Raw genomic sequence first — 25576 nt, forward strand, 5'->3', positions numbered from 1 at the left:
TATTGGGGGGATTAGTGATGATGAGAATTGCAGATATGAAACATAAGGAGATTATTAACACTGTAGATGGGTCGCGTTTAGGGTATATTTGTGATGTAGAATTGGATTGGAAAGAGGGTAAAATTAACAAGGTAATTGTACCAGGGCCAAGTAAAATTATGGGGATATTTGGGAAAAACCTAGAATATGCTATTCCTTGGGATAAAATTAAAAAGATTGGTGAAGATATTATACTTATAGAGATTGATGTAGATGAGTATTTGAAAGAGAGTGAGTATTGACTTTTATTTTAAATATATGATATCTTTGAGTATATAAAAACTAGGAGGATATTATAAATGAAATGCCCTTACTGTGGGTATAGTGCCTCAAAAGTGCTTAATTCCAGACCCGTAAATGATAATGAGTCCATAAGAAGAAGAAGACAATGCGAAAAGTGTGATAGGAGATTTACTACATATGAAAAGATAGAAACTATTCCTATTATGATTGTTAAAAAGAATATGACTCGTGAACCTTTTGATAGAGATAAACTTCTAAAAGGTATATTACGTTCATGTAATAAACGAAGCATAACTTTAGAGCAAATAGAACTGCTAGTAGATGAAATCGAAAATCAGATAGGAGTAATGGAGAGTAAGGAACTTTCATCTACAATTATTGGAGAGATGGCAATGAAAAGATTAAAAGCATTAGATGAAGTATCTTATATAAGATTTGCCTCTGTTTATAAACAATTTACAAGTATAGAGGAGTTTATTATTGAACTTGAAGATATAAAGAAATTAAAAAGGTAAAAAACTATATTAAATGACCTCATTCATTTAATATAGTTTTTTTATGCCCAAAATTTTCGGTCAAGAAGTCTGTATTGTATAGCTTCACTGATATGAGGAATATCTATTTGAGAACTCTCTGTTAAGTCAGCTACTGTAAGAGCGAGTCTTAAAATTTTATCATAAGCACGTACACTTGAGGAGGAGTTTTCAAACCAACTATTTAATAGGTCATGTGCATCGTGAGTAAGAGAACAATATTTGCTTAATTTACTAGCCGGGATTTGACTATTATAAAGGATATCTGTATCCTTAAAGCGCTCTTCTTGTATAGAAAGTGCTATTTTTACTTTGTTATAGAGTTCTTTAGAAGATAAGGTATGAGTAGCATTTAAATCATTTATTGTAGGTGATTGTGTTTCAAGATGGACATCTATACGATCGAGAAGCGGGCCTGATAATTTACTTAAATATTTTTTAATACTATTTATGCTGCAAGAGCACTTTTTGGTATTTGGATAATAGCCGCAAGGGCAAGGGTTAGTAGAGGCTATAAATAGAAAATTAGATGGATAAGTTACAGCAGAGTTAGCACGCGCGATAGTGACTCTGTGTTCCTCGAGAGGTTGTCTTAATACTTCAAGAGCACCTTTGTTGAATTCCAATAATTCATCTAAGAAAAGTACGCCCAAGTGAGAGAGGCTGATTTCACCAGGCTTGGGATGGAGCCCACCTCCTGTAAGACCTAAAGGAGAAATAGTATGATGGGGTGTTCTAAAAGGCCTTGCTTGTATGATGGCATAGTTAGATAGTTTATTTGCAATACTGTATATTTTGGTTATTTCAATACACTCATCGTCAGTAAGTGGAGGAAGTATAGAAATGAGTCTGTTTGCTAGCATGGTTTTACCGGATCCTGGTGGGCCGATAAGGAGTGCGTTGTGATAACCGGCAGCACAAATCATAAGGCCTCTTTTGACACTTTCTTGGCCTTTTACATCAGCAAAGTCAATGTCATAGATATCATCAGCCGTAAGGGGGGGGTTAGAACATTTGCTAAGCGCTTGTTCATTTTTAGTAAATGCCACAACTTCTTGCAAACTATGGGCGAGAAATAGAGTTCCTTTTTGGATAAGTGAAGCTTCCTGTGAATTATCATAAGGCACAATACAGTTTAACTCAGGATTTTCACTAACTGAACATAAGATAGGAAGAAGACCTCTCACACCTCTTAAATTGCCGTTTAAAGCAAGCTCGCCAATATAAACACTATTTTGAAGGGCTGATATTGGAATTTCTCCCATACAGCATAATATGCCTAAAGCAATAGGAAGATCATATAAGCTTCCTTCTTTTTTTACATCAGCTGGGGCTAGGTTGATGGTTATCTTACGCATAGGAAATTTGAAACCACTATTTTTAATAGCACTTTTTACACGTTCTCTTGATTCTCTGACGGCACTATCAGGAAGACCTACAATTTCGAAGCCGGGAAGACCATCGCAGATGTCAACTTCTACATCTACATGAATTGTATTGACGCCATTTAATGAGTAACTGTTTAATTTACAAAACATTAGGTTATCCTTTCTATAAAGCCATTTTTAAGATTATGGGTTTAATTTAAAATATTTAAACATTTTTATAATAAGAGTAGAAATATTTCTAAAAATATAGTAAAGTGGTGATTGAATGGATAAAAAATATAGTATGTGGCTGCATAAATTAAGTATACCTGAATATATTAAAGTAAAAATGATAGAACGTTTTAGGAGTTATAAAAAAATATACGAGGCTAATGCAACTGACTATCAACAATTTAATTTAGAAAATAAGCAGATATTGAAAATTGAACACTCAAAAGAAACGTTAGAAGATCTTTCGAAAATGATTAAAGTATATGAAGATCAAAAAATTCATATAGTAGATATATTAGATAACCACTATCCATATTATTTGAAGCAAATATCAGATCCTCCTATTATCTTATTTATTAAGGGCGATTTAAACTTTTTAAATCAGCCAACACTTGGTATAGTAGGATCTAGAAAGTGTTCTGAATATGGATTTGAGACAACTTATAGGCTAGCTAAAGAATTAGCAGAACAAGGAGTTGTTGTCATTAGCGGTATGGCTTATGGGATTGACGAGGCAGCACATAAAGGTGCATTAAAAACGGGGCATACAATAGCAGTAATGGGAACAGGTATAAATATATGCTATCCAAGTCAAAATCAAGATATCTATCATTTGATTGCGCAGAAGGGGTGTGTAATATCAGAATATGATTTAGATACGCCACCGCTGCCTTATCAATTTCCTAAAAGAAATAGAATTATTAGTGGCATGTCTATGGGGATATTGGTGGTGGAAGCAGATATTAAGAGTGGGTCGTTAATTACAGCGAACCTAGCATTAGAGCATAACAGAGATGTTTTTGCTATACCGGGTAATATTAATAGCAAGCTAAGTTCAGGGACGAACGAGCTTATTAGAAATGGTGCGAAATGTGTTACAAAAATAGATGATATTATTGAAGAGTTTCCACTTTATATTAAAACAAAAATGGGAACCTTGCAAAAAAATACATTAAAAAATGATAATTGTAAACTTGCACAAGATGAAAGTATAGTATATGCTTATTTAAGTCAGAGTCCAATTAATTTGAATGAATTATTTAAAAATACAGAACTTCCCTATGAAATAGTTTATCCTAGTTTAATTAAATTAGAAATCAAAGGACTTATAAAAAGACTACCAGGGGAAAGATACGTACGCGTTTAATGAGGAGGTAAATATGGCTGATAATTTAGTAGTTGTAGAATCTGCAGCTAAGGTTAATACAATTAGTAGATTTTTAGGCAAAAATTATAAAGTCGAAGCATCAGTAGGACATGTGCGAGATTTGCCAAAAAGTCAATTAGGTATTGATACAGAAAATAACTATGAACCTAAATATATTACAATAAGAGGAAAAGGTGAATTGCTTCAAAAAATGCGCAAGGATGTAAAGAATGCAAAATGTGTTTATTTAGCAACTGACCCGGATAGAGAAGGAGAAGCTATTTCTTGGCATTTATATAATTCGCTTAAGCTTCAGGATAAAAAGGTTTATAGGATCACTTTTAATGAAATTACGGAAGAAGCCGTTAAAGAAGCTATTAAACATCCAAGAACTATTAATATGGATCTTGTAGATGCGCAGCAAGCCAGAAGAATCTTAGATCGATTAGTTGGCTATAAAATAAGCCCGATATTATGGAAAAAAATTCGCAAAGGACTAAGTGCAGGTCGTGTGCAATCAGTTACTTTAAGACTTATTAGCGACAGGGAAAAAGAAATAAGGGAATTTATTGAAGAAGAATATTGGTCTATTCAAGTGCATCTAAGGCATAATAAGGATAAAGCTTTTGAAGCAAAACTTGACAGTAGAAGTGAAGAAAAAATAGAAATTAAAAATGAAGAAGAAGCTAAGAGAATTATAGAGGCATGCGAAAAAGGCGAATACAAGGTTATAAGTACAAAAAAGAGTACTAGGATTAAAAATACTGTGCTGCCTTTTACAACAAGTACCCTTCAGCAAGAAGCAGCTAAACATCTAGGGTTTTCTACACAAAAGACAATGAATATAGCACAGCAACTTTATGAAGGGATTAAGGTTGGTAAAAAAGAGGTAGGCGTAGTAACGTATATTCGTACAGATTCTATTAGGGTGTCTGATAAGGCGAAAGAAGAAGCTTATGAGTATATTAAAGAAAAATTTGGTGAGCGTTATTTAGGTGAACAAAAACAGCCTGCCAAACAAAAGAAGGGAAATATTCAAGATGCCCATGAAGCTATTAGACCAACCTATATTGACTATAAACCATCAGAAATCAAAGAACATTTGTCGAAAGATCAATATAAGCTGTATAATATGATTTGGAATAGGTTTATTGCAAGCCAGATGTCGCAGGCTGAATATGAAACACATTCAATTAAGATTAGAAATGGGGAGTATGTTTATAAAGCTTCATATTCTATTGAACTATTTGATGGATTTATGAAAGTTTATAATTTAAGTGAAGAAAAACCTAAAAAAGAATCTAAGTTTCAAGTAAGTGAAGGAGATCAGTTAGAATGTACAAGTATTCTCCCACTTCAGCATTTTACTCAGCCACCAGCTCATTTTTCGGAGGCTGCTCTTGTTAAAGCTTTAGAAGAAAATGGTGTAGGAAGGCCTAGTACTTATGCACCTACCATTACAACGCTTTTAGCAAGAGGCTATATTGTTAAAGAAAGTAAAAATCTCTACACAACAGAACTGGGAGAAGTTGTTAATCAGATTATGTTAGAGTACTTTGATGAAGTAGTTGATGTAGATTTTACAGCAAATATGGAAAGAATACTAGATGAAATCGCATCGGGCAATGTAGAGTGGAAAGAAATTATTAAATCTTTCTATCCTCACTTCAATCAAACGGTTAATAAGGCTGAAAATGAAATACAAAATATTGATCTAACAGAAACAACTGACATTCCCTGTGAAAAATGCGGTGTGAATATGATTGTAAGATATGGTAAATACGGAAAATTTTTAGGTTGTCCAAGTTTTCCAGACTGTAACTTTACTAAGCCTTGGTATGAAGATACAGGCATTCACTGTCCATTATGCGGGGGGAAAGTACTGCTTAAAAAAACTAAAAAAGGCAGAACTTATTATGGTTGTGAAAATAATGGAGAAACTTGTGAGTTTATGTCTTGGGAGAAACCGACAGGTGACAAGTGTCCAGTGTGTGAAGATGTATTAGTTGAAAAAGGCACTGCGAAAAATAAAAAAATTGTATGTCGTAATACTAAATGTAATTATGGAAAACAAAATAAAAAGTAAATTTACAATTTGTTAAATATTTATAGTATTATTATTTACATTTATATATTGAGTTTTTTGTCAAATTGTGTTATTATTTGTTTATTAAAGGACAAAGTTGTAGAATCGGCTTTGTCCTTTTAATTGGAAGCGTGTATAATTTCTAATTTTTTGAACATACTAAAGTATATAGAACCTTTAGATTATAATTCATACAATTTTTAAGGAGGAGATATTATGTCTCAAGAGTTATTACAAAAAATGCGTAAGGTCAATAGATTACTACAAAGATTTGGTTCAGATAGAGTTATTTTTTCTGATATATGTGAAGTAATCAGTGATGTTGCTAAATCAAATGCGCTAGTTGTCGGTTATAAAAGCAAGCTTTTAGGAGTAAACAGTACCATCCCACATCAGTTTGCCAATGAAGATCAGTATATTGATTATTCAGTTAATGATCAGTTTATGACTATTTTAGATTTAAAAGAGAACATTTCTTTTGAAACACTTTTTCCAGAAGTGCCTAATAGTGCAAACTACTTAGCGTGTGTAGTTCCTATTATAGCTGGAGGACAAAGACTCGGAACATTTTTACTCTATAAAGAAAAAGGTGAAGGCAATTTCTCTACAGAGGATTTAATTTTAGCAGAGTATGGTGCAACAATCGTAGCAGTTGAAATTTTAAGTTCTTTAAAAGACGAAAATGACGCAGAAGAACGCAGAGTATCTATTGTAAAATCTGCAATAAGTACCTTATCCTATTCAGAGCTTGAAGCTATTTTCCATATATTTGAAAAATTAGATGGCAGTGAGGGATTACTTATAGCTAGTAAAATAGCTGACAAAGTAGGCATTACGCGATCAGTTATTGTTAATGCGCTGCGTAAATTTGAAAGTGCAGGAGTGATCGAATCAAGATCTTTAGGTATGAAGGGTACTTATATTAAAGTGCTTAATCATGCACTTCTAGATGAGCTTGCTAAATTAAGAAGATAATTATTCAAATCAAAAAATGCTAAGTATATACTTAGCATTTTTTGATTTGGGTGGCTATAAGAAAATTAACAATTATAGGTGTATTTAGTTTTTAAAGAATTCTGAGGTTGCCTAAAGTAAATATAATTTAAGAATTGAATAATATAAACAAATAGAGTTATAGTACCTATTAATATAAATAACCACCTTATTTCAAAAAAGCTAGGTGTTTTTAGTGTATAAACAGTAAATAGTGGATAAAGAAGATAGCATAATACAAAGCTTAGTGTGCCTTGCATAAGTTTGGCAATAACATAAGGGATGAGAGAGATGCTGCAATCTCCTAAAACATAGGAGGTCTGGAAATAGATACATATGCCTCCACAACTGATCATAAAAGAAATCAGTGCCAATAAATATAAAGAAATTTCATTTGAATTACATAGCATACTTACACCATTTGACAATTCTAATAGTCCAGTTATAAAACCTAAAAAAGCTGATGGCGTGCCAGGGTGTACTAAAGAAGCATTCGATATGTTCATAATAGTTGAAGAAGATTTTAAAATACTTACAATAACGGAAAAGAATATAATATATCCGCCTATGTATACTATTGTATCCATGCCATTTCGTACCGCCTCATTAAATATGTAAGAAAAGGTAAAAGATACTTTTTTTTGACTAGAATGCGATTTGCGATGGTTATTAAGAGGCATACTTTTATAGAAAGAAAAAATGAAACTTAATAATATTGCGGATGAAATATGTACTAGTAATAAAAAATATCCTATGGTGGAGCTGTTTAGCATAAGTGTACCAACGGTACCTATTATAAATAGAGGACCACAGTTATTGCTAAAACAAAGTAATTTTTGGGCTTCAGAGGTAGATAGGGCCTCGCTATCTAGAAGCTGCCTGATCACTTTAGCTCCCATAGGATATCCTGCAACGAATCCCATAACAAAGGCAAACAAGCTACTGCCAGGAAGCCGCCAGATTTTTTGTGTGAGTGGAGAAGAAATTGTGCTGATACCTTTCATAACATTTAACTGAGATAAAATATTAATTAGAATAATAAAAGGAAGCAAAGAAGGAAGTATTTTATTAAACCATAACAAAAGCCCTTCTTTAGCAGCAATGATACAAATATTAGGAGATAAGATCAACATTACAATGATAAATATAACTCCAAAAGCAATTATATATTTTTTAGACACATTAGATGCCCTCCTCTATAAGACAAACTTATTGTTTTTATTATATGAGGGATCGTCCAGAAAAATACGCTATACCCCTATTAAAGCTTAATAAAAGGATGGGTAAAATCCTGGTGATAGCTTCTGACATTTTTGGTGATGTATTGATAAATACCACTCGCCTTTAGTTCGTAGTCTAAGAGAAATTTAGATTCTAGGTTAAGCGAAGAATGAGAATCTTTGAGACTAGTAATAATAGGAACACTTGCGTGTTTGGTCATTTCTGATAAAAGAACAGTAGCTTTTTTTCTGCATCCAAGGACTCTAATGTAAGGAATCCAATTTAGAATTTCTAATCTATGCATATCATCTTGCAGGATATTTAATAAAATTCTAAAGAGTGTGCGTTGAACAGTAGCCCTTGTATAAGTTTTAGAGGTGACTTCATTAATTACATCTAAAATAGATAGTTTTTCAGTAAAACAGTTCAAAATAGAAAAGATCATATCTTTTGGTATATCCCAAAGAGAATATAAACTCTCTTTATTGGAAAAAATAAGCCTATAGTGTAGAAAGTCACTTAAATGATCTAATGTTGGAATGGAACCAGCATGTTCCATAAGCAACCTATAACTTTCATGAGGCATACACTGTTTGATTGACTCAGTTTGATGAGATAGCAGCTGTGTTCTTATGGCAGTTGCAGAAGCAATTGAAGCATAAATATGGGTATCATGATAGTTTGAGACTTGACGTTTAATAGTTAACGGCGAGATATTGGTATTATATTTTATCAATGCTTTAATATATTCTATTCCTAATATATTATTAGGATTTTCTACTGCCTTTTGTATATCCTCCAATGAATATAAATTATGTTCAGCAGAAGAAAAGTAATTGGTAATAGCTGCTTGACGTGCTCTTGGAAAACTATATCCCTTAGATAAGAAGTTTTTAATAAGCTGCGATAAAGCAGGGGGTTCATCGGATAAAACATGAGCGATATCTTTTAATAAATCTATGTTACCTATTTCACTTCCAAAAGAGATGGTGTTTACTATGCCTGTTTTATTTAAAATAGAAACAGCTGCCTCACAAAAACGTTCAGCGCTTGCAGTAGCGAAAGGAACTGGAAGCTCTAACACCATATCTATGCCAGAAGACAAGGCCATTTGTGTACGTACAAACTTATTAACAATACTTGGCGTACCTCGTTGTGTAAAGTTTCCACTCATTACTGCAATCACAAAATCTGACTGCGTTAGTTCTTTAGTTTGATTTAATTGGTATAAATGCCCATTATGAAATGGATTATATTCAGCTACAATGCCAGTTATATGCATGACTATTCCTCCTAGGATACTGGTTTACTTCTATTCTATAATAAAAAAAATGTTTAATAAAGGAGATAAAAGCAATAAATTTTCATTTGGCTCTTGTATACAATAGATACATTGAATATAATAGTACTGAGGGTAATTCGAAAGGAAAAATTTGAAAGGGGTTTATATATGTCTTTTTTAGAAGTCATTAAAACTAGAGCAAGAAATAACAAAAAAACAATAGTTTTACCAGAAACAACAGATCTTCGTACCTTAAAAGCAGCACATATAATATTGCAAGAGGAACTTGCGAATATAATACTTATTGGAAATAAAGATGCGATAATCAGTAAAGCTGAAGGCTTAGATTTAGCAGCGGCTGAAATTGTAGATCCACAAGTATTTGAAGATATGGAAAAATATATTGCAGCACTTGTAGAGCTTAGAAAAGGTAAAGGGATGACTTATGATAAGGCAAAAGAATTATTATACAGTGATCCATTGTTTTTAGGCGTTATGATGGTTAAAGAGCAAAAAGCAGATGGAATGGTAGCCGGTGCTATTAATTCTACAGCTAATGTGCTTAGGCCTTCTTTGCAAATATTAAAAACTGCACCTAATACAAAACTGGTATCATCATTTTTTGTGATGGTAGTGCCTGATTGTGATATGGGTAGTCAAGGCATATTTGTTTTCTCGGATGCGGGGCTTAATCAAAATCCAAATGCTGAAGAACTCGCAGCTATTGCGCAGAGTTCAGCTGGTAGCTTTAAGCAACTAGTAGGCGATGAGCCAGTTGTAGCAATGCTTTCTCATTCTACTTATGGCAGCTCAAAACACGTAGATGTTGATAAAGTAGTAGAAGCAACTAAACTTGCAAAACAGATGGCACCAGGGCTGAAAATAGATGGAGAATTGCAACTAGATGCTGCTATTGTTAGAGAAGTAGGCCAAGCTAAAGCACCTGGCAGTGAAGTAGCTGGATATGCCAATGTGCTTGTATTTCCAGATTTAGACGCTGGGAATATTGGATATAAATTAGTACAACGTTTAGCAAAGGCAGAGGCATATGGCCCTGTTACACAAGGTATTGCAAAGCCAGTTAATGATTTATCAAGGGGATGCAGTGTTGAAGATATTGTAGGGGTTGTAGCTATTACTGCTGTTCAAGCACAATAAAAAATATTAAAGTCTTTAAGGAGTGTATAAAAATGATCGTATTAGTTGTAAATTGCGGAAGTTCTTCTCTTAAGTATCAATTATTAAATATGGATGATGAAAGTGTAATTGCAAAAGGGATATGTGAAAGAATAGGGATTGAAGGTTCATTTATTAAACATACAACAGAAGGAAAAGATGCTGTTAAAGCAGAAGGGGACATAGCTAATCATAAGGTAGCTTTTGAAAAAATGATAGCTATGTTAACAGAAGGTAAAACAGCATGTATTACGTCTGTAGATGAAATCAAAGCTGTAGGACATAGAGTTGTACATGCAGGAGAAAAATTTAGTTCTTCAGTAGTTATTACAGATGAGGTAATAAAAGCTTTAGAGGCATGTATAGATTTAGCACCACTGCATAACCCAGCTAACTTAGTGGGAATCAATGCATGTAAAGAACTTATGCCAAAGGTGCCTATGGTAGCGGTATTTGATACGGCATTCCATCAAACAATTGACAAATCAGTTTATATGTATGCTATTCCACAAGAATATTATAAAAAGTATGGCATCCGTAAATATGGATTCCATGGAACATCTCACAAATATGTTTCAGAAAGAGCAGCTGTAATGCTTGGAAAACCTTTAGAAGATACAAAAGTTATCGTTTGTCATCTTGGTAATGGGGCGAGTGTTTGTGCAGTTAAAGGCGGCAAATCAGTCGAAACTTCAATGGGCTTTACACCACTTCCAGGACTTATTATGGGAACACGTTCAGGAGACATTGATCCAGCTATTATTCCATTTTTGATGGAAAAAGAAGGTTTAAGTGGAAAAGAAGTAGATGGTATTCTAAATAAAAAATCTGGTGTACTTGCATTATCAGAGATGTCAAGTGACTTTAGAGAAATTGAAGATGGTGTTGTTGCAGGTGATCCAGTATCTCGATTTACTATGGATGCATTCCAACATAGACTAGTAAGTTACATTGGTGCTTATGCTGCTGTAATGAATGGCGTGGATGCCATTGCGTTTGCCGGAGGCCTTGGAGAAAATAATGCTATTATGCGTGAAGAAGTTGCAAACATGCTTACTTGGTTAGGTGTTGAAATCGATGTTGAAAAAAATAAATGCCGTGGCGTAGAGCGAGATTTATCTACATCAAATGCAAAAGTTAAAATGCTTTTAGTACCTACAAATGAAGAACTTATGATTGCGAGAGATTCAGTACAACTCCTTAATAAATAAGTCATTGACAAATAATCCTCATATAGGTATAATTACAGAAGTGTTACTTAATGGAGTGAAAAAAATGAAGATTGATATCCATGACCTTACAAATAAGTCAGAAGTAACTTTTAAAGGTGAACAAGCTGTGTCACTCTTAGGACTTAATTTATCTAGTAATGCAAAAAGTTGCCTTGTAAGTATAACAGGCACTGTAGCGAAAAAAGGTAATAGGTATTTAGTACGAGGGAATATAGCTTCTACAATAAAGCTATTATGTGATCGTTGCACTAGTGAATTTGAATATCCTATTCATGCGGAATTATATAAAGAATTTTCAACAGATTTTATTAAGGAAGATGAAGATATAATTCATGTTACAAAATCAAACATTGATTTGTCTGATGTTATAGCAGAAGCAGTTTACCTAAGTGTACCTATGAAATGTTTATGTAGGGAAGATTGCAAGGGCATGTGCAATGTATGTGGTATTAATGCCAATGAGCATACATGCAATTGTCAAGATGCAGACATCGATCCACGACTTGAAAAGTTAAAAAATATTTTTCGCCCTCAAAGTGAAGAGTAGTATCAAGAGGAGGTGTTAAAATGGCAGTACCAAAAAGAAAAACGTCAAAAGCCAGAAGAAATAAAAGACAGGCAAATTGGAAACTTTCTCCACTTAATTTAGTAAAGTGTTCTAAATGTGGTGAGTTAATGATGCCACACCGTGTATGCAAAGCTTGTGGTTCTTATGCTAATCGCGTTGTTGTAAAAGTAGATTAATTTTTGTTAAAAAGACAGCTTTTAGCTGTCTTTTTGTATATTTAATTTCAATATAGAGAAAGATAGAGGTGATGACTATGCCAAAAATAGCAATTGATGTAATGGGCGGCGATCATGCGCCAGATGAAATCATTAAAGGGTGTATAAAAGCATCTAAAGATGTTTCGTGCAAATTAGTTTTGGTCGGAGAAGAAGTAATCATCAAAGAAAAGTTATCCGCTTATACATATGATGTATCTAAAATTGATATAGTTCATGCAGATGAGGTGATAACGATGGAAGATTCACCAGTCATTGCAATAAGGCAGAAAAAGCAATCTTCTATGGTGGTAGGCCTGAAACTTTTGAAAGAAAAACAAGTTGATGGATTTATAAGTGCAGGAAGTACAGGAGCACTTCTTACAGGGGCGACCTTAATTGTAGGAAGAATAAAGGGTGTCGAAAGACCTGCACTAGCACCCATCATTCCTACTAAAACAGGCTATTCATTGCTAATAGATTGTGGTGCTAATGTAGATGCAAAGCCGAACTATCTTAAACAGTTTGCACGTATGGGAAGCGTTTATATGGAGCAATGTCTGGGGGTATCAAAACCTAAAGTTGGTCTTATTAATATAGGTGCTGAAGAAGAAAAAGGAAATCAGCTTACTAAAGAAGCTTTTAAGCTTTTAAGTGAGGATAGGGAGATTAACTTCTATGGCAATGTAGAAGCAAGAGAAATTACAGAAGGTAAAGTAGATATATTGGTTTGTGACGGATTTGTCGGTAATATAGTGCTTAAATTCATGGAAGGCTTTGGAAAGTGGATATTATCTATGCTTAAAACAGAATTTATGCGTAATTTTAAAACGAAGTTTGCTGCACTATTACTCAAAAAAGGTATCTATACACTTAAAGATAAATTTAATTATTCAACTAAAGGTGGTGCGCCGTTTCTTGGTGTTAATGGATTAGTTGTTAAGACTCATGGAAGTTCTAAAGCGCAAGAAATATATAGTACGATTCTTCAAACGGAAGGATTTATTAATAATCAGCTAGTCAATAAAATTACAAACAATTTAAATTAAAATATAAATTCATATTGACTACCAAACAGGTATATAATATTATCAAAATATAAATCTTTTTAAGAGGTGTTAGAATGGTATTCGAGAAGGTAAAACAAATTATTAGTGAACAATTTAATATTTCAGAAGATGAGCTTACTTTATATACATCTTTTGTAGATGATTTAAATGCTGACTCATTAGATATTTTTCAAATTATAATGGCTATTGAAGAAGAATTTGAAATTGAGATATCGAATGATGATGCAGAAAGAGTGTCTACTGTAGGAGATGTGGTTGAGTACATTAAAGAGCAAAAAGGATTAGATTAATGATAGTGGCCTCGCTTAGCGAGGCTTTTAACATATTACAGTTGTTTTTATTATAGGTATAGAAGAGGTGACACGATGCAAAAAAAAGCAAATAAACTGCCTAATGGTTCGTTGCTTGAGAGTATGCAAGATAAGATAAATTATCATTTTAAAAAGAGTGATGTATTAAAGCAGTCTCTTACTCATAGTTCCTATGCAAATGAGCATAGAAATCACTCCCTTAAAGATAATGAAAGGTTAGAATTTCTGGGGGATGCTATATTGGATTTGATTATTAGTGAGTATCTATTTAGTAAACACCCTGAAATGCCAGAAGGAGATCTATCTAAGATTAGAGCAAGTATTGTATGCGAGGCATCTTTAGCGAAAATTGCCAGATTTATTGAATTGGGAAAATATATACTTCTTGGTAAAGGAGAAGAAATGACAGGTGGAAGAGAGAGGGCTTCTATTTTAGCAGATGCTTTTGAGGCGCTTACAGGTGCTATATTTTTAGATGGCGGATTTGAGGAAGCTAAACTTTTTTTAGGAAGGACCTTGATTAGTCAGGTGGAACAAGTTACTTCCATAGAAGATTTATATACAGATTATAAAACGCTTCTTCAAGAAAACATACAAAAAGAAAGCAACAAACTCATAATTTATGAGGTGGTAGGTGAAGAGGGGCCGGATCATGACAAAAACTTTTATGTTGAAGTATATCATGATACAATATGTTTAGGAAAAGGCATTGGAAAAAGTAAAAAAGAAGCTGAGCAAGATTCAGCTAAGAAGGCCCTAAATAATTTGAAAAATTGAGGTGAAATATGTATCTAGATAGGATAGAGATACATGGCTTTAAATCATTTGGGAATGCCATAAAGATTAATGTGCCCAAGGGTATTACAGGGGTTATTGGACCAAATGGTAGTGGAAAAAGTAATGTTGCAGATGCTATTAGATGGGTACTTGGAGAGCAAAGTGCCAAAAGTTTACGTGGCAGTAAAATGGAAGATATTATATTTGCGGGAACGGAAAAGCGAAAGTCCTTAGGATATGCTGAAGTAGCTATGCATATTAAAAATGATGATGAAGCAATGTCTATTGATTACAGAGAAGTAAATATTAAAAGGAGAGTATACCGTTCGGGTGAAAGTGAGTATTTTATTAACGGCAGTTCGTGTAGGTTAAAAGATGTACAGGAATTATTCATGGACACTGGAGTTGGGAAAGAGGGTTACTCGATTATTGGACAAGGGCAAATAGACAGAGTACTTAGCTCCAAACCAGAAGAAAGAAGAACACTGTTTGAAGAAGCGGCAGGAATCTATAAATATAAAATAAGACGTTTAGAAGCTGAAAAAAAACTCGATAAGCAAAGAGAGAACTTGACACGTATTAATGATATTATTGTTGAAATTGCATCAAGGCTTGACCCGCTGGCACTAGAGGCAGAGAAAACTCAAGAGTATCTTCAGCTTAAAGAAAAGCTTAAGCAAGTTGAAATAAATCTTTTTATTAATGAAATTGACAGGCTGGAGAAAGAATTAAAAAAATTATCAGAAGATATTTCAAATGTTGGAGTTCAGATTAGTGAAATTAGTGTAAATAGGCAGCAACTTACAGAAAAAAATTCTTTATACAAACAGCAAAAAAATGAGTTATTTAGTGCCATAGAAGAACTTGTAAGTCATGCGTCAGAGTTTGATAAGGAACAAGAGAAAAAACATAGCCAAATAGAAATAAATTCTGAAAAAGTTATTAATATTGAAAAACTTCTGGCGCAAATTGAAAAAGATAAGAGTAATACGCAAACTGATAATCAAAATAAATTAGATAAACTTAATTTGCTTCAGTCTAAAAAGATTGGGTTTGAAATAGAAAAAGCATCACGACAAAATATGATAACAGAAGAAATACAGCAGTTGGATGAAGTATCTAAATTATTAGCTGCAATTGAAGAAAGTATGGATGCGTCTAAACAAGAACTATATAATAAAATAAGAGAAATTGACTTATTAAAAGCGCAAATTCAAAATAACGATGAGCTAGAAGCACAGCAAGAGTATCGTATTTTACAAATGTCAGAACATATAGCAAGTTTAAACAGCGAAATTCAACATCAAGAGGTTGCTGTTAAGGTACTTGAGAAAAATAAAATAGAAATTAAACTGCAGTTAGAAAAAAATGAAGAAGTATTAGGGCAAATAGAGCAGCATAAAAACGAACTTATAGAGACTAAAGCTGTTCAAGAAAAGGCCCTGGTAACAGTGCGTCAAAACTATGTACAAGCCGAAAGACAATTAAAATGGTTAGAGCAGATTAAAGAAGATCACGAGGGATACTATGGTAGTGTAAAACAGGTTTTAAAGATAACCAGTTCAGAACCGTCAAAGTGGCAGGGCGTGGTAGGTGTAGTAGGAGAATTATTAGAAGTACCAAAGGAATATGAGACAGCTATTGTTACTGCATTAGGTGCTTCTATTCAATACATAGTTACAAAAACAGAAGAAGATGCAAAGGATATGATTTCACTCATGAAAAAAAGAGGGATTTCGAGAGCAACGTTTCTTCCTAAAGATACTGTAACTAAGTCAGCCCCTATTAAAGATACAGGTATTTTTAATGAACAAGGGTTTTTAGGTCTAGGAAGTGATGTCATATCCTATGATCTATTGTACAGTGGTATTATCTCATCGTTATTAGGCAGAATTATTATAGTGGATAATATAAAAAATGCATCACAAATAGCTAAGAAGTATCATTATAAGTATAAACTAGTTACATTAGATGGAGAAGTATTTAATAGTGGAGGTTCACTTAGTGGAGGAAGCGTAAAAAACCAAAGTAATAATATATTTTCTCGTAATAGAGAAATGAAAGATCTAAAGCAAAAGATAGTTCAGTATAATTTTGAGATAGGGCAGTTAGAAGAATCATTAACCTTTTTAAATGAAAAATTAAAAACTGTTTATGAAAAATGGGATGGTATTCATAATATAACATCAAATTTGGAAAATCAACAAAAAGATATTGCACTTGAATTTGAAAAGCTTGTTCAAACAATAAAACTTAAGAAAAATACGCAGCTACAGATTATAACAGAAAAAAACACACTGGAAGATGCTTTAGATGCGTTAAAAATAGGTAAACAAAGGATAAAGGATAAGTTAGAAGTATTAGAAGAAAATATAAGTGATGATAAAAGCTCAATACTAATACTAGAAGAACAGCTTATTCATATTAAAGAAGAAAAAGAGCAAATTACAAGGGATTTGACGCAAAGAAAAATTGAATTATCAACAACTGAACAGAATCTTATCCATATTAGTGAGCAGGTCCAAGAACTTAAAAATATGCTTGATAACCAAGATGAAAAATATAGTCAAATAGAAAAGACAATTAAGGACTATCTCAGAGAGAAAGAAATTTTGTTAGACAATAATAAACTAATCAAACAAGAAATTGGTGTATTAGAGGAAAAAATATTAGAGTGTCATATAAAACGTAAAGAATATGATGCGAGGAAGATTATTCTTGAAAATGAAGAAATAGAAATAGAAGAAGCAGCAGCAAAATCTTTAGAGCAACTTGATAGTTTAAAAGAAGAGAAATATCGGTTGGAAAATAAGAAGCAAAGTTTAGAGATACAAAAGCAAAGTTGGGGCAATACAATGTGGGAACAATATGAAATGACCTACAATAACAGTCTTAGCTATAAAAAAGATCTCGGAAATACTTCAGAACTAAAAAAATATGTGGCAGATATTAAAGCAAAGGTAAGACAAATTGGTCATGTTAATGTTAACGCAGTTGAAGAATACAGTGAGACAAAAACGCGGTATGAATTTTTGAGTTCACAAAAAGAAGATATTGAAAGGGCAGAAATTGCGCTGCTTGAGATGATTAAAAGTTTAACCCTTAAGATGCAGGACATCTTTAAGGAGCAGTTTGAAAAGATTGCTTTTAATTTTACGCAAGTTTTTAGAGAGTTATTTGGAGGAGGCGAAGCCTACTTGCAGTTTAGTGATACAAGTAATATTTTGGAATCAGGGATTGAAATTATCGCTAAACCTCCAGGTAAAAAATTGCAGAATATGAGTTTGCTCTCAGGGGGAGAAAGAACATTAACTGCTATTTCATTGCTTTTTGGTATTTTAAAATTAAAACCTTCACCATTTTGTGTGCTAGATGAGATCGAATCTGCATTAGACGATGCCAACGTTTTACGCTTTGCAGAATATCTTCACCGACTTTCAGATGAGACACAGTTTATTGTGATTACACATAGAAAAGGGACTATGGAAAGAGCACATACATTATATGGGGTGACAATGCAAGAAAGAGGTGTTTCCACAGTATTATCGATTCAACTAGAAGATGCAACGGCATACTTAGACCAAAAGAAAACAAGCTAGGAGGAAAATACGTGAGTATTTTTAAAAAGATTTTTAAAAAAGAAGATAGGAAGAAGGAGAAACGAGAAATCCTTCAGAATACTGGAGAAGAAATTGAAAAACCAGAAGAAATAAAAGAGCAAAACGAAGAGCAAGATAAAGAACAAGATAAAGAACAAGATAAAGAACAAGATAAAGATCTAGAAGTGGCAGAGAGTAATGGGTTTGTTAAAGACGTGAAAAAAGATGGTTTTATTAAAAAGCTTTTTTCAGGGCTTAGCAAAACGAGAGATCATATTTTAAAAGGTGTAGATGAGGTACTTGGGGCTTTTAAGCAGATAGATGAAGAGCTCTATGAGGAACTCGAAGAAGTACTTATTATGGCAGATTTTGGTGTAGAAACAACCTTGAAAATTATGGAAGAACTTAAACAAACTGTTAAACAAAAAAGACTCACTGAACCCGCTGAACTTAAAGAAGCTTTACAGGATATCATTACGCAGTTACTTATTAAAGAGCCTTCTGACGAAATTTTAAGAAGCGAGGAACCAAGTGTAATATTAGTTATTGGCGTAAATGGAGCAGGAAAAACTACCAGTATAGGGAAATTAGCTCATTTGTTTAAGCAAAACCATAAAAAGGTATTATTAGCTGCTGCAGATACATTTAGAGCGGCGGCTATTGAACAATTACAAATATGGGCTAATAGAGCGAGTGTTGAACTTATAAAACATGAAGAAGGATCTGACGCGGCAGCAGTAGTTTTTGATGCAATTTCGGCAGCTAAGTCGCGAAAAAGTGATGTACTCATCTGTGATACGGCTGGAAGACTTCAAAATAAAACAAATCTTATGAAAGAACTTGAAAAAATATCTCGTATTATAGAAAGAGAATATCCAGAAGCACAAAAAGAAATTTTAATTGTTTTAGATGCAACAACTGGACAAAACGCACTTCAACAAGTTAAACTTTTTAAAGAAGTTGCCAATATTAATGGCATTATTTTAACAAAGTTAGATGGAACTGCAAAAGGTGGCGCTATAGTAGCTATTCATTCGTTGCTTAAAGTACCTGTAAAATATATTGGCGTAGGGGAAACAATAGAAGATCTGCAACCATTTGATGCACAAGCTTTTGCAAAGGCTTTATTTAAAAGTGAATAATTATTTTTCAAATAAAGGTTGACAAACAACAAGGTTTTCATTATAATTCATCTGTAAAGCAAAAAGGGCTGACAGTGGTTGAGGTGTAGCATGGAAAAGTTTGTTGTGATAACTTACTTATTTGATTTTTATCAAGAGCTATTAACAAGTAAGCAGAAAGATTTACTTAAAGGATATTATTTTGAAAATTTTTCATTAGGAGAGTTATCGGACGAGCACCAAATCAGTAGACAGAGTGTTTTCGACACAATTAAAAAAGCAGAACAGAAATTACTAGATTATGAGCAAAAGTTACATTTATTTTCAAAGCATCAAGAAGAACAGCTGACCTTAATAAAAATTAAGGAATTATGCGAAAATATTAAACATACGAATGCAGAAAATAATAATGAGATACAAGAGATCATTACACTAGTAGAGGGATTAATTAATACGATTTAGGAGGACTTTTACATGCCCTTTGATCAATTATCATCTAAACTGCAAGATGTTTTTAAACAATTAAAAGGTAAGGGTAAATTAACAGATAAGGATGTTAAACTTGCCTTAAGAGAGGTTAAATTAGCACTCCTTGAAGCTGATGTTAACTTTAAGGTTGTAAAAACCTTTATAAAAACAATAGAAGAACGTTCCATAGGTCAAGAGGTTATGGAAAGCTTAACGCCAGGCCAACAAGTTATTAAAATTGTAAACGATGAACTTGTTAACTTGATGGGAACTACTCAAAGTAAAATTTCATTTTCACCTAGAGGGATTACAACTATCATGATGGTTGGACTACAAGGGGCTGGTAAGACGACGACAAGTGCAAAACTTGCATCACTTATTAAATCTCAAGGAAAAAGACCTCTTCTTATAGCTTGTGACATTTATAGACCAGCAGCCATAGAACAGCTGATTAAAGTTGGTAAACAAGTTAATGTACCAGTTTTTTCATTAGGAATAGATACAAATCCAGTAGACATAGCTAAAGCAGGAATCGACTATGCCAAAGAAAACAATTTAGATGTTGTTTTAATTGATACGGCAGGGAGACTTCATATTGATGAAGTACTAATGGATGAATTAAAAAATATTAAAAAAGAAGTTAAACCTCAAGAAATACTACTTGTTGTAGATGCAATGACTGGACAAGATGCAGTTAACGTTGCAGAGTCATTTGATAAAGACCTTGGTCTTGATGGGGTTGTCATGACGAAACTGGATGGGGATAGCAGAGGCGGTGCAGCGCTATCTATTAAGGCTGTTACTAACAAACCTATTAAATATGTAGGGATGGGAGAAAAACTTGGGGATTTAGAATCTTTTCACCCAGACCGTATTGCATCACGCATATTGGGTATGGGAGATGTTTTAACACTTATAGAAAAAGCTCAGCAAAATATAGATGAAAAGAAAGCTAAAGAATTAGAAGCCAAGTTCAGAAAAGCTGAATTTAATTTTGAAGACTTTTTAGATCAGATGCAGCAAGTTAAGAATATGGGACCTATCAGTCAACTTGTAGGAATGATTCCAGGGCTGAATACAGCAAAGCTCGGTGATATACAAATAGATGACAAACAAATGGCACATATAGAAGCAATTATATTATCTATGACAAAAGCAGAGAGATTAAATCCAAGTCTTTTGAATATGTCTAGAAAAAAAAGAATTGCAAAAGGCTCAGGAAGAGATATGCAAGAAGTTAACAGACTGATTAAACAATTTGAGCAAATGCAGGTCGTTATGAAACAGTTTTCAGGAGCTATGAAAGGCAAAAAAGGCAAATTAAAATTTCCTTTTATGTAAATAAATATTATTTTACCAAGGAGGTGAAAAACATGGCAGTAAAGATCCGTTTAAAAAGAATGGGGCAAAAAAAGTCTCCTTTCTATAGAATAGTGGTTGCAGATTCTCGTTCACCAAGAGATGGACGTTTTATTGAAGAATTAGGTTTCTACAATCCTTGTCGCGAACCTAATGAATTAAGCATCAATCAAGAAGCGGCACAAAAATGGTTGGGAAATGGTGCACAACCTACTGATACAGTAAAAGACTTATTTAAAAAAGCAGGTATTCAAATGTAATTCCTTTTGGAGGAGGTAATCCGATGAAAAATTTATTACAGACCATAGCTAAAGAGTTAGTTGATTATCCAGATCAAGTTTCAGTGTCAGAAAAAGAAGAAGAAGACAAAATTATTTTAGAGCTTAAAGTAGCCCCAGAAGATATGGGTAAAATAATTGGTAAACAAGGAAGAATAGCTAAGTCTATTCGTACGATAGTCAAAGCTGCAACAGTTGGTGTAAGCAAAAAAGTTGTAATTGATATAGTTGAGTAGGTTAGGGAGATTCCCTAACCTTTAACTATATACAAATAAAGGATACTTTATGAGATTTCATAAGTTATGATTATTATCATAGCCTATGAAATAATATAAATATTTGAAATAAAAAGGATGAGTAATGTGGAAAAAATGTTTACAGTTGGAAAAATAGTAAATACACATGGCATTAAAGGCGAATTGAAGATTATTCCTACGACCGACGACCCTAAACGATTTGAAAAATTAAAAGAGGTTTATATTGAGAGAAAAGAAATGCATCCTTATAAAATAGAAAGTATTCGTTACCATAAAAATTTTGTATTGATGAAGTTCGAAGGCGTTAACTCATTAAATGATGCAGAGTTATTTAAAAATGCGAGTTTGAAAATTAACAGAGAAGATAGTTTGCCTCTTAAAAATGATGAATATTATATAAGTGATTTGTATGACTTAAAGGTCATTACACAAGAGGGACGGCTACTTGGAAGGCTAATAGATATTATTTATACAGGAAGTAATGACGTCTATGTTGTTAAGAATGAAGAAACAGAAAAAGAGTTACTTATTCCTGCTATTAAACAAGTGATTAAACAAGTTGATTTAACTGAAAGAACAATGCATGTTGAACTTCTAGAAGGGTTAGAGGAGTTATGAAATTAACAATAATGACTTTGTTTAAAGAAACAATAGATGCTATGTTGGCATATAGTATAGTTGGACGTGCAAAAAAAAACAATTATATAGCTATAGAAGCAGTGGATATTAGACCATTTGCAAATAATAAACACTTGCAAGTAGATGATTATCCGTATGGTGGAGGGGCTGGCATGCTTATGATGGCACAGCCTATTTATGATTGTTATCAGTTTATTAAGGAGAAAAGTACAGCGTCATCTAGACGTGTTATTTATGTCACGCCACAAGGGAAAGTATGGAATCAAAAAATGGCGGAGGAGTTCTCAAAAGAGGAAGAAATAGTTGTTTTATGCGGTCATTATGAGGGCGTAGATCAGCGAGTAATTGACGAAATAGTAACCGATGAAATATCAATTGGTGATTATGTACTTACAGGGGGAGAACTTGCAGCACTTGTTATAACAGATAGTATTATTAGGCTTATTCCTGGGGTTTTAGGTAAGGAGCAATCATTTGAGGAAGAGTCCTTTAGTGACGGTTTGCTTGAATACCCTCAATATACAAGACCTGCTGTATTTAGAGACAGGAAAGTACCAGATATTCTTCTATCAGGAAATCATCAGAAGATTGCAGCATACCGCAAGGAACAAGCGATAATCAATACATTTCATAAGAGGCCTGATTTACTAGAACTTGCTGATATTAATAAAAGTGAAAGACATTTCATCGATGACTATATAAAAAAACATTGCAAAAAAGGCCAAGATGTGCTATAATCCTTAGGTGTTATTACGGGTGGTCCTCTGTCATGTTATGTGTTAAGAACATCTTAGAAAAAAGGAGAATTGATGATGAATCCAATTATTAAAGCAATTGAAAATGAACAACTTAAACCAGAGGTAGCTTCTTTTAATGTAGGAGATACAGTTCGTGTTTATGCAAAAATCAAAGAGGGTCAAAGAGAACGTATTCAAATGTTTGAAGGTATTGTCTTAAAAAGACAACATGGTGGTGTTCGTGAAACATTTACTGTAAGAAGAATGTCTTATGGTGTAGGTGTGGAAAAAACATGGGTACTTCACTCACCTAATATTGAAAAAATTGAAGTAATACGTTTCGGTAAAGTAAGACGTGCTAAATTAAATTACCTACGTGATCGTGTTGGTAAAAATGCTAAAGTTAAAGAATTAATTAGATAATAAAAAAAGGGACTTCAAGAGTCCTTTTTTTATTATCTAATTAATGGTATATCATCAAGTTTTATAGTAGAATAAAAGTTAAGAGGATATAAAACATACGCATAGAATGCTTTTAAAACAAACACACTATACATCAGCATTAAAATGATAGAAAAAATTAAAATAAGAATATAAAGGTGAAAAAATGAATATACAGTGGTATCCAGGTCATATGACTAAGACAAAACGATTGATAGAAGAAAACATTAAGTTAGTAGATGTTGTAGTTGAGCTATTAGATGCGAGAGCACCTTATAGCACAAAAAATCCAGATATAGATAAGCTTGCACAAAACAAACATAAAGTTATTGTTTTAAATAAGTCAGATTTAGCAGATGAAAATATAACTAAAAAATGGATTGAGTGGTATAGTACGCAACGTGTACAAGTTGTTCCGATTATAGCAACGAGCGGAAAAGGCATTAAAGAAGTTACTCAAGCAGCCGAAAATATGCTGCGTGAAAAAATGGAAAGAGATTTAGCAAGAGGGAGAATATATAGGCCTATCCGAGCGATGATCGTTGGTATTCCAAATGTGGGTAAGTCTACATTTATTAATTCACTGGTAGGCAAAGGAACTACAAAGACTGGAGATAAACCAGGGGTAACCAGAGGCAAACAATGGGTTAAAATCAAGAAAGGATTTGAACTATTAGACATGCCTGGTATATTATGGCCTAAATTTGAGAATCAAGAAGTTGCTAAAAGACTAGCTTATATAGGATCAATTAATGACAATATTTTAGATCATAGGGAGATTGCAATTCATCTTTTAGATTTAGGCATACGTACGTTTAAGCATAAAATTGAGGAGAGATATAAAATTAGTGTTCCTGAAGATGGCTATGAGACTTTTAAAATGATCGCAGTGAAAAGAGGACTTCTTATATCTGGAGGAGCAATTGATGAGTTAAGGACAGCCCAGATACTTCTAGACGAATTTAGATCAGGTAAATGGGGGCGTATTACAGTAGAAACGCCTTTGGATATTCAATAAGAGAATTAATGGAGGAGTGGTGCGAAAATGGGAAAAAACATTGAAATCACTAAAAAATCAATTGAGTTTATAAAGGAACTTATACTTGCAGTGCTAATGGCACTTTTATTTACTGTATTTATAATAAGTCATAATAAAATTCCATCCCCATCCATGGTAGATACAATTAATGAAGGAGATCATATTCTAACAAGTATGTTGCCTTATTATTACAGAGATCCTCATAGAGGAGAAATTGTCGTATTTAAACAAGGCGATGAGAATTGGATAAAAAGAGTTATTGGTGAACCTGGAGATACAATAGATATTTTAGAAGGCAATGTTTATGTTAATGGCATAAAGGTAGATGAATCAAACTACGTATCTGAAGAGGGAGCTTCCGAACCTACTCCATTCCTGACAAGCATAAGTTTTCCCTATGAAGTGCCAAGTGAGCATTATTTTCTGATGGGGGATAATAGACAGCAAAGTCATGACAGCAGATATCTAGGGGCAATAAGTAGAGAAAATATATATGGTAAAGGATGGATAAAGGTATATCCGTTTAACCACGTGGGACTACTTAATTAAATTGAACTGATACAATCAAATACTAACATAGCACTGGGTTAGTGGACAATATACAGAAATGAGTGAGTGTTTTGAATAAATATAAAATAGCTATAAAAGGTTTGATTGAGTTTTTAAAAGAACCTATACTTGCGGTATTAACAGCACTTATGATCTCGACATTCATTATCAGTCATACAAAGATACCAACTGGATCCATGATGTTAACCATAAATCCTGGGGATCATCTGATAGTCAACAGGCTGCCTTATTATTATAGAGACCCTGATAGAGGAGAAATTGCAGTATTTAAATTTCAAGGAGAAAATCTTATTAAAAGAGTAATTGGCAAGCCACATGATATTATAAATATTATAGACAACAATATTTATGTTAACAGTGAAAAACTAGATGAGTCAGCATACTTGAAAAGTTTAGAAAGTACGTATGAATTTTCTCGTTCAGATATTCAATTTCCTTATAAAGTACCGGATGGATATTATTTTATGTTAGGTGATAACAGAAGAAATAGTATGGATAGCAGATATTTTGGACCTATACCTCGAGAAAATATTTATGCAAAAGGTGGCGTTAGAATATATCCTTTTAGTCGAATAGGAATTGTAAAATAGAATAGGAG

27 protein-coding genes are annotated in these 25576 nt (G+C 33.2%); 24 read left to right on the top strand and 3 right to left on the bottom strand.

Annotated features, from left to right (window positions below; genetic code table 11):
- Positions 1-17 precede the first annotated feature (17 nt).
- Together BN3326_RS02680 and nrdR are read left to right on the top strand one after the other, a co-directional pair.
- On the top strand, positions 18-281 hold the full coding sequence (locus BN3326_RS02680; RefSeq protein ID WP_069997563.1) for a YlmC/YmxH family sporulation protein: 264 nt from the start codon (positions 18-20) through the stop codon (positions 279-281).
- A 57-nt stretch (positions 282-338) separates the two neighbouring features.
- Positions 339-797: a transcriptional regulator NrdR gene (gene nrdR, locus BN3326_RS02685; protein WP_069997564.1), complete on the top strand. Its 459-nt coding sequence runs from the start codon at positions 339-341 to the stop codon at positions 795-797.
- A gap of 41 nt (positions 798-838) precedes the next feature.
- Here the strand turns inward: nrdR and BN3326_RS02690 are convergent, their stop codons facing one another.
- A complete protein-coding gene (locus tag BN3326_RS02690; RefSeq protein ID WP_069997565.1) occupies positions 839-2353 on the bottom strand; it encodes a YifB family Mg chelatase-like AAA ATPase in 1515 nt (504 codons plus the stop codon).
- Between the two features lie 115 nt (positions 2354-2468).
- On the opposite strand from BN3326_RS02690, the gene dprA reads away from it, so the two are divergent.
- The 3 genes from dprA (at position 2469) to codY (ending at position 6621) form a co-directional block, all read left to right on the top strand.
- On the top strand, positions 2469-3560 hold the full coding sequence (gene dprA, locus BN3326_RS02695; RefSeq protein WP_069997566.1) for a DNA-processing protein DprA: 1092 nt from the start codon (positions 2469-2471) through the stop codon (positions 3558-3560).
- 13 nt (positions 3561-3573) lie between these two features.
- Positions 3574-5646 (top strand): type I DNA topoisomerase, encoded by a 2073-nt coding sequence (topA, locus tag BN3326_RS02700; RefSeq protein ID WP_069997567.1) that lies wholly within the window; start codon positions 3574-3576, stop codon positions 5644-5646.
- A 216-nt stretch (positions 5647-5862) separates the two neighbouring features.
- Complete coding sequence (gene codY, locus BN3326_RS02705) at positions 5863-6621, top strand: GTP-sensing pleiotropic transcriptional regulator CodY (protein ID WP_069997568.1); 759 nt, start codon at positions 5863-5865, stop codon at positions 6619-6621.
- A gap of 65 nt (positions 6622-6686) precedes the next feature.
- Here codY and BN3326_RS02710 read toward each other — a convergent pair whose 3' ends face one another.
- Positions 6687-7820, bottom strand: coding sequence for a nucleoside recognition domain-containing protein (locus tag BN3326_RS02710; RefSeq protein WP_069997569.1), 1134 nt, complete (start codon positions 7818-7820; stop codon positions 6687-6689).
- Positions 7821-7900: 80 nt separating this feature from the next.
- The gene (locus BN3326_RS02715) at positions 7901-9142 is read right to left on the bottom strand and encodes a nucleotidyltransferase (RefSeq protein WP_069997570.1); all 1242 of its coding nucleotides are present in this window, start codon (positions 9140-9142) and stop codon (positions 7901-7903) included.
- A gap of 168 nt (positions 9143-9310) precedes the next feature.
- On the opposite strand from BN3326_RS02715, the gene pta reads away from it, so the two are divergent.
- The 19 genes from pta (at position 9311) to lepB (BN3326_RS02810) (ending at position 25568) form a co-directional block, all read left to right on the top strand.
- Positions 9311-10300, top strand: a complete 990-nt coding sequence (gene pta, locus BN3326_RS02720) for a phosphate acetyltransferase (RefSeq protein WP_069997571.1) — start codon at positions 9311-9313, stop codon at positions 10298-10300.
- A 32-nt stretch (positions 10301-10332) separates the two neighbouring features.
- Entirely contained in the window at positions 10333-11529 is a 1197-nt protein-coding gene (locus BN3326_RS02725) for an acetate/propionate family kinase (RefSeq protein WP_069997572.1), read from the top strand.
- Positions 11530-11593: 64 nt separating this feature from the next.
- Positions 11594-12097 (top strand): YceD family protein, encoded by a 504-nt coding sequence (locus tag BN3326_RS02730; protein WP_069997573.1) that lies wholly within the window; start codon positions 11594-11596, stop codon positions 12095-12097.
- 20 nt (positions 12098-12117) lie between these two features.
- Positions 12118-12294 (top strand): 50S ribosomal protein L32, encoded by a 177-nt coding sequence (gene rpmF / locus BN3326_RS02735; RefSeq protein WP_069997574.1) that lies wholly within the window; start codon positions 12118-12120, stop codon positions 12292-12294.
- 77 nt (positions 12295-12371) lie between these two features.
- Positions 12372-13361 (top strand): phosphate acyltransferase PlsX, encoded by a 990-nt coding sequence (plsX, locus tag BN3326_RS02740; protein WP_069997575.1) that lies wholly within the window; start codon positions 12372-12374, stop codon positions 13359-13361.
- A gap of 74 nt (positions 13362-13435) precedes the next feature.
- The gene (acpP, locus tag BN3326_RS02745) at positions 13436-13672 is read left to right on the top strand and encodes an acyl carrier protein (RefSeq protein WP_069997576.1); all 237 of its coding nucleotides are present in this window, start codon (positions 13436-13438) and stop codon (positions 13670-13672) included.
- 75 nt (positions 13673-13747) lie between these two features.
- Positions 13748-14470, top strand: a complete 723-nt coding sequence (rnc, locus tag BN3326_RS02750) for a ribonuclease III (protein ID WP_069997577.1) — start codon at positions 13748-13750, stop codon at positions 14468-14470.
- Positions 14471-14478: 8 nt separating this feature from the next.
- On the top strand, positions 14479-18069 hold the full coding sequence (gene smc, locus BN3326_RS02755; RefSeq protein WP_069997578.1) for a chromosome segregation protein SMC: 3591 nt from the start codon (positions 14479-14481) through the stop codon (positions 18067-18069).
- A gap of 215 nt (positions 18070-18284) precedes the next feature.
- The gene (ftsY, locus tag BN3326_RS02760) at positions 18285-19211 is read left to right on the top strand and encodes a signal recognition particle-docking protein FtsY (RefSeq protein WP_069998408.1); all 927 of its coding nucleotides are present in this window, start codon (positions 18285-18287) and stop codon (positions 19209-19211) included.
- A 90-nt stretch (positions 19212-19301) separates the two neighbouring features.
- Entirely contained in the window at positions 19302-19652 is a 351-nt protein-coding gene (gene ylxM / locus BN3326_RS02765; protein WP_069997579.1) for a YlxM family DNA-binding protein, read from the top strand.
- Positions 19653-19664: 12 nt separating this feature from the next.
- Positions 19665-20999: a signal recognition particle protein gene (ffh, locus tag BN3326_RS02770; RefSeq protein ID WP_069997580.1), complete on the top strand. Its 1335-nt coding sequence runs from the start codon at positions 19665-19667 to the stop codon at positions 20997-20999.
- A gap of 32 nt (positions 21000-21031) precedes the next feature.
- Positions 21032-21277: a 30S ribosomal protein S16 gene (gene rpsP, locus BN3326_RS02775; RefSeq protein WP_069997581.1), complete on the top strand. Its 246-nt coding sequence runs from the start codon at positions 21032-21034 to the stop codon at positions 21275-21277.
- 23 nt (positions 21278-21300) lie between these two features.
- Complete coding sequence (locus tag BN3326_RS02780; protein ID WP_069997582.1) at positions 21301-21531, top strand: KH domain-containing protein; 231 nt, start codon at positions 21301-21303, stop codon at positions 21529-21531.
- A 135-nt stretch (positions 21532-21666) separates the two neighbouring features.
- Positions 21667-22170 (top strand): ribosome maturation factor RimM, encoded by a 504-nt coding sequence (gene rimM, locus BN3326_RS02785; protein ID WP_242875956.1) that lies wholly within the window; start codon positions 21667-21669, stop codon positions 22168-22170.
- A complete protein-coding gene (gene trmD / locus BN3326_RS02790; protein ID WP_069997584.1) occupies positions 22167-22928 on the top strand; it encodes a tRNA (guanosine(37)-N1)-methyltransferase TrmD in 762 nt (253 codons plus the stop codon). The genes rimM and trmD overlap by 4 nt, the downstream gene beginning before the upstream one ends.
- A 75-nt stretch (positions 22929-23003) precedes the next feature.
- Positions 23004-23351 carry a 50S ribosomal protein L19 gene (gene rplS, locus BN3326_RS02795; RefSeq protein ID WP_069997585.1) on the top strand — a complete coding sequence of 116 codons (348 nt, stop codon included), beginning with the start codon at positions 23004-23006 and terminating at the stop codon, positions 23349-23351.
- Between the two features lie 184 nt (positions 23352-23535).
- Positions 23536-24387, top strand: coding sequence for a ribosome biogenesis GTPase YlqF (gene ylqF / locus BN3326_RS02800; RefSeq protein WP_069997586.1), 852 nt, complete (start codon positions 23536-23538; stop codon positions 24385-24387).
- A gap of 27 nt (positions 24388-24414) precedes the next feature.
- Complete coding sequence (gene lepB, locus BN3326_RS02805) at positions 24415-24957, top strand: signal peptidase I (protein WP_069997587.1); 543 nt, start codon at positions 24415-24417, stop codon at positions 24955-24957.
- A gap of 62 nt (positions 24958-25019) precedes the next feature.
- The gene (gene lepB / locus BN3326_RS02810) at positions 25020-25568 is read left to right on the top strand and encodes a signal peptidase I (RefSeq protein WP_242875925.1); all 549 of its coding nucleotides are present in this window, start codon (positions 25020-25022) and stop codon (positions 25566-25568) included.
- Positions 25569-25576 lie beyond the last annotated feature (8 nt).

This window comes from Cellulosilyticum sp. I15G10I2, from assembly GCF_900095725.1.
GTDB lineage: Bacteria > Bacillota > Clostridia > Lachnospirales > Cellulosilyticaceae > FMMP01.

Coding starts and splice junctions, on each gene's coding strand:
- BN3326_RS02680 (WP_069997563.1), top strand. CDS start 18: ATGATGAGAATTGCAGATATGAAACATAAGGAGATTATTAACACTGTA.
- rnc (WP_069997577.1), top strand. CDS start 13,748: ATGCAAAAAAAAGCAAATAAACTGCCTAATGGTTCGTTGCTTGAGAGT.
- rimM (WP_242875956.1), top strand. CDS start 21,667: ATGTTTACAGTTGGAAAAATAGTAAATACACATGGCATTAAAGGCGAA.
- codY (WP_069997568.1), top strand. CDS start 5,863: ATGTCTCAAGAGTTATTACAAAAAATGCGTAAGGTCAATAGATTACTA.
- rpmF (WP_069997574.1), top strand. CDS start 12,118: ATGGCAGTACCAAAAAGAAAAACGTCAAAAGCCAGAAGAAATAAAAGA.
- BN3326_RS02715 (WP_069997570.1), bottom strand. CDS start 9,142: ATGCATATAACTGGCATTGTAGCTGAATATAATCCATTTCATAATGGG.
- topA (WP_069997567.1), top strand. CDS start 3,574: ATGGCTGATAATTTAGTAGTTGTAGAATCTGCAGCTAAGGTTAATACA.
- acpP (WP_069997576.1), top strand. CDS start 13,436: ATGGTATTCGAGAAGGTAAAACAAATTATTAGTGAACAATTTAATATT.
- smc (WP_069997578.1), top strand. CDS start 14,479: ATGTATCTAGATAGGATAGAGATACATGGCTTTAAATCATTTGGGAAT.
- trmD (WP_069997584.1), top strand. CDS start 22,167: ATGAAATTAACAATAATGACTTTGTTTAAAGAAACAATAGATGCTATG.
- lepB (WP_069997587.1), top strand. CDS start 24,415: ATGGGAAAAAACATTGAAATCACTAAAAAATCAATTGAGTTTATAAAG.
- BN3326_RS02690 (WP_069997565.1), bottom strand. CDS start 2,353: ATGTTTTGTAAATTAAACAGTTACTCATTAAATGGCGTCAATACAATT.
- pta (WP_069997571.1), top strand. CDS start 9,311: ATGTCTTTTTTAGAAGTCATTAAAACTAGAGCAAGAAATAACAAAAAA.
- ffh (WP_069997580.1), top strand. CDS start 19,665: ATGCCCTTTGATCAATTATCATCTAAACTGCAAGATGTTTTTAAACAA.
- BN3326_RS02725 (WP_069997572.1), top strand. CDS start 10,333: ATGATCGTATTAGTTGTAAATTGCGGAAGTTCTTCTCTTAAGTATCAA.
- rplS (WP_069997585.1), top strand. CDS start 23,004: ATGAATCCAATTATTAAAGCAATTGAAAATGAACAACTTAAACCAGAG.
- BN3326_RS02730 (WP_069997573.1), top strand. CDS start 11,594: ATGAAGATTGATATCCATGACCTTACAAATAAGTCAGAAGTAACTTTT.
- rpsP (WP_069997581.1), top strand. CDS start 21,032: ATGGCAGTAAAGATCCGTTTAAAAAGAATGGGGCAAAAAAAGTCTCCT.
- plsX (WP_069997575.1), top strand. CDS start 12,372: ATGCCAAAAATAGCAATTGATGTAATGGGCGGCGATCATGCGCCAGAT.
- nrdR (WP_069997564.1), top strand. CDS start 339: ATGAAATGCCCTTACTGTGGGTATAGTGCCTCAAAAGTGCTTAATTCC.
- BN3326_RS02780 (WP_069997582.1), top strand. CDS start 21,301: ATGAAAAATTTATTACAGACCATAGCTAAAGAGTTAGTTGATTATCCA.
- ylqF (WP_069997586.1), top strand. CDS start 23,536: ATGAATATACAGTGGTATCCAGGTCATATGACTAAGACAAAACGATTG.
- dprA (WP_069997566.1), top strand. CDS start 2,469: ATGGATAAAAAATATAGTATGTGGCTGCATAAATTAAGTATACCTGAA.
- ylxM (WP_069997579.1), top strand. CDS start 19,302: ATGGAAAAGTTTGTTGTGATAACTTACTTATTTGATTTTTATCAAGAG.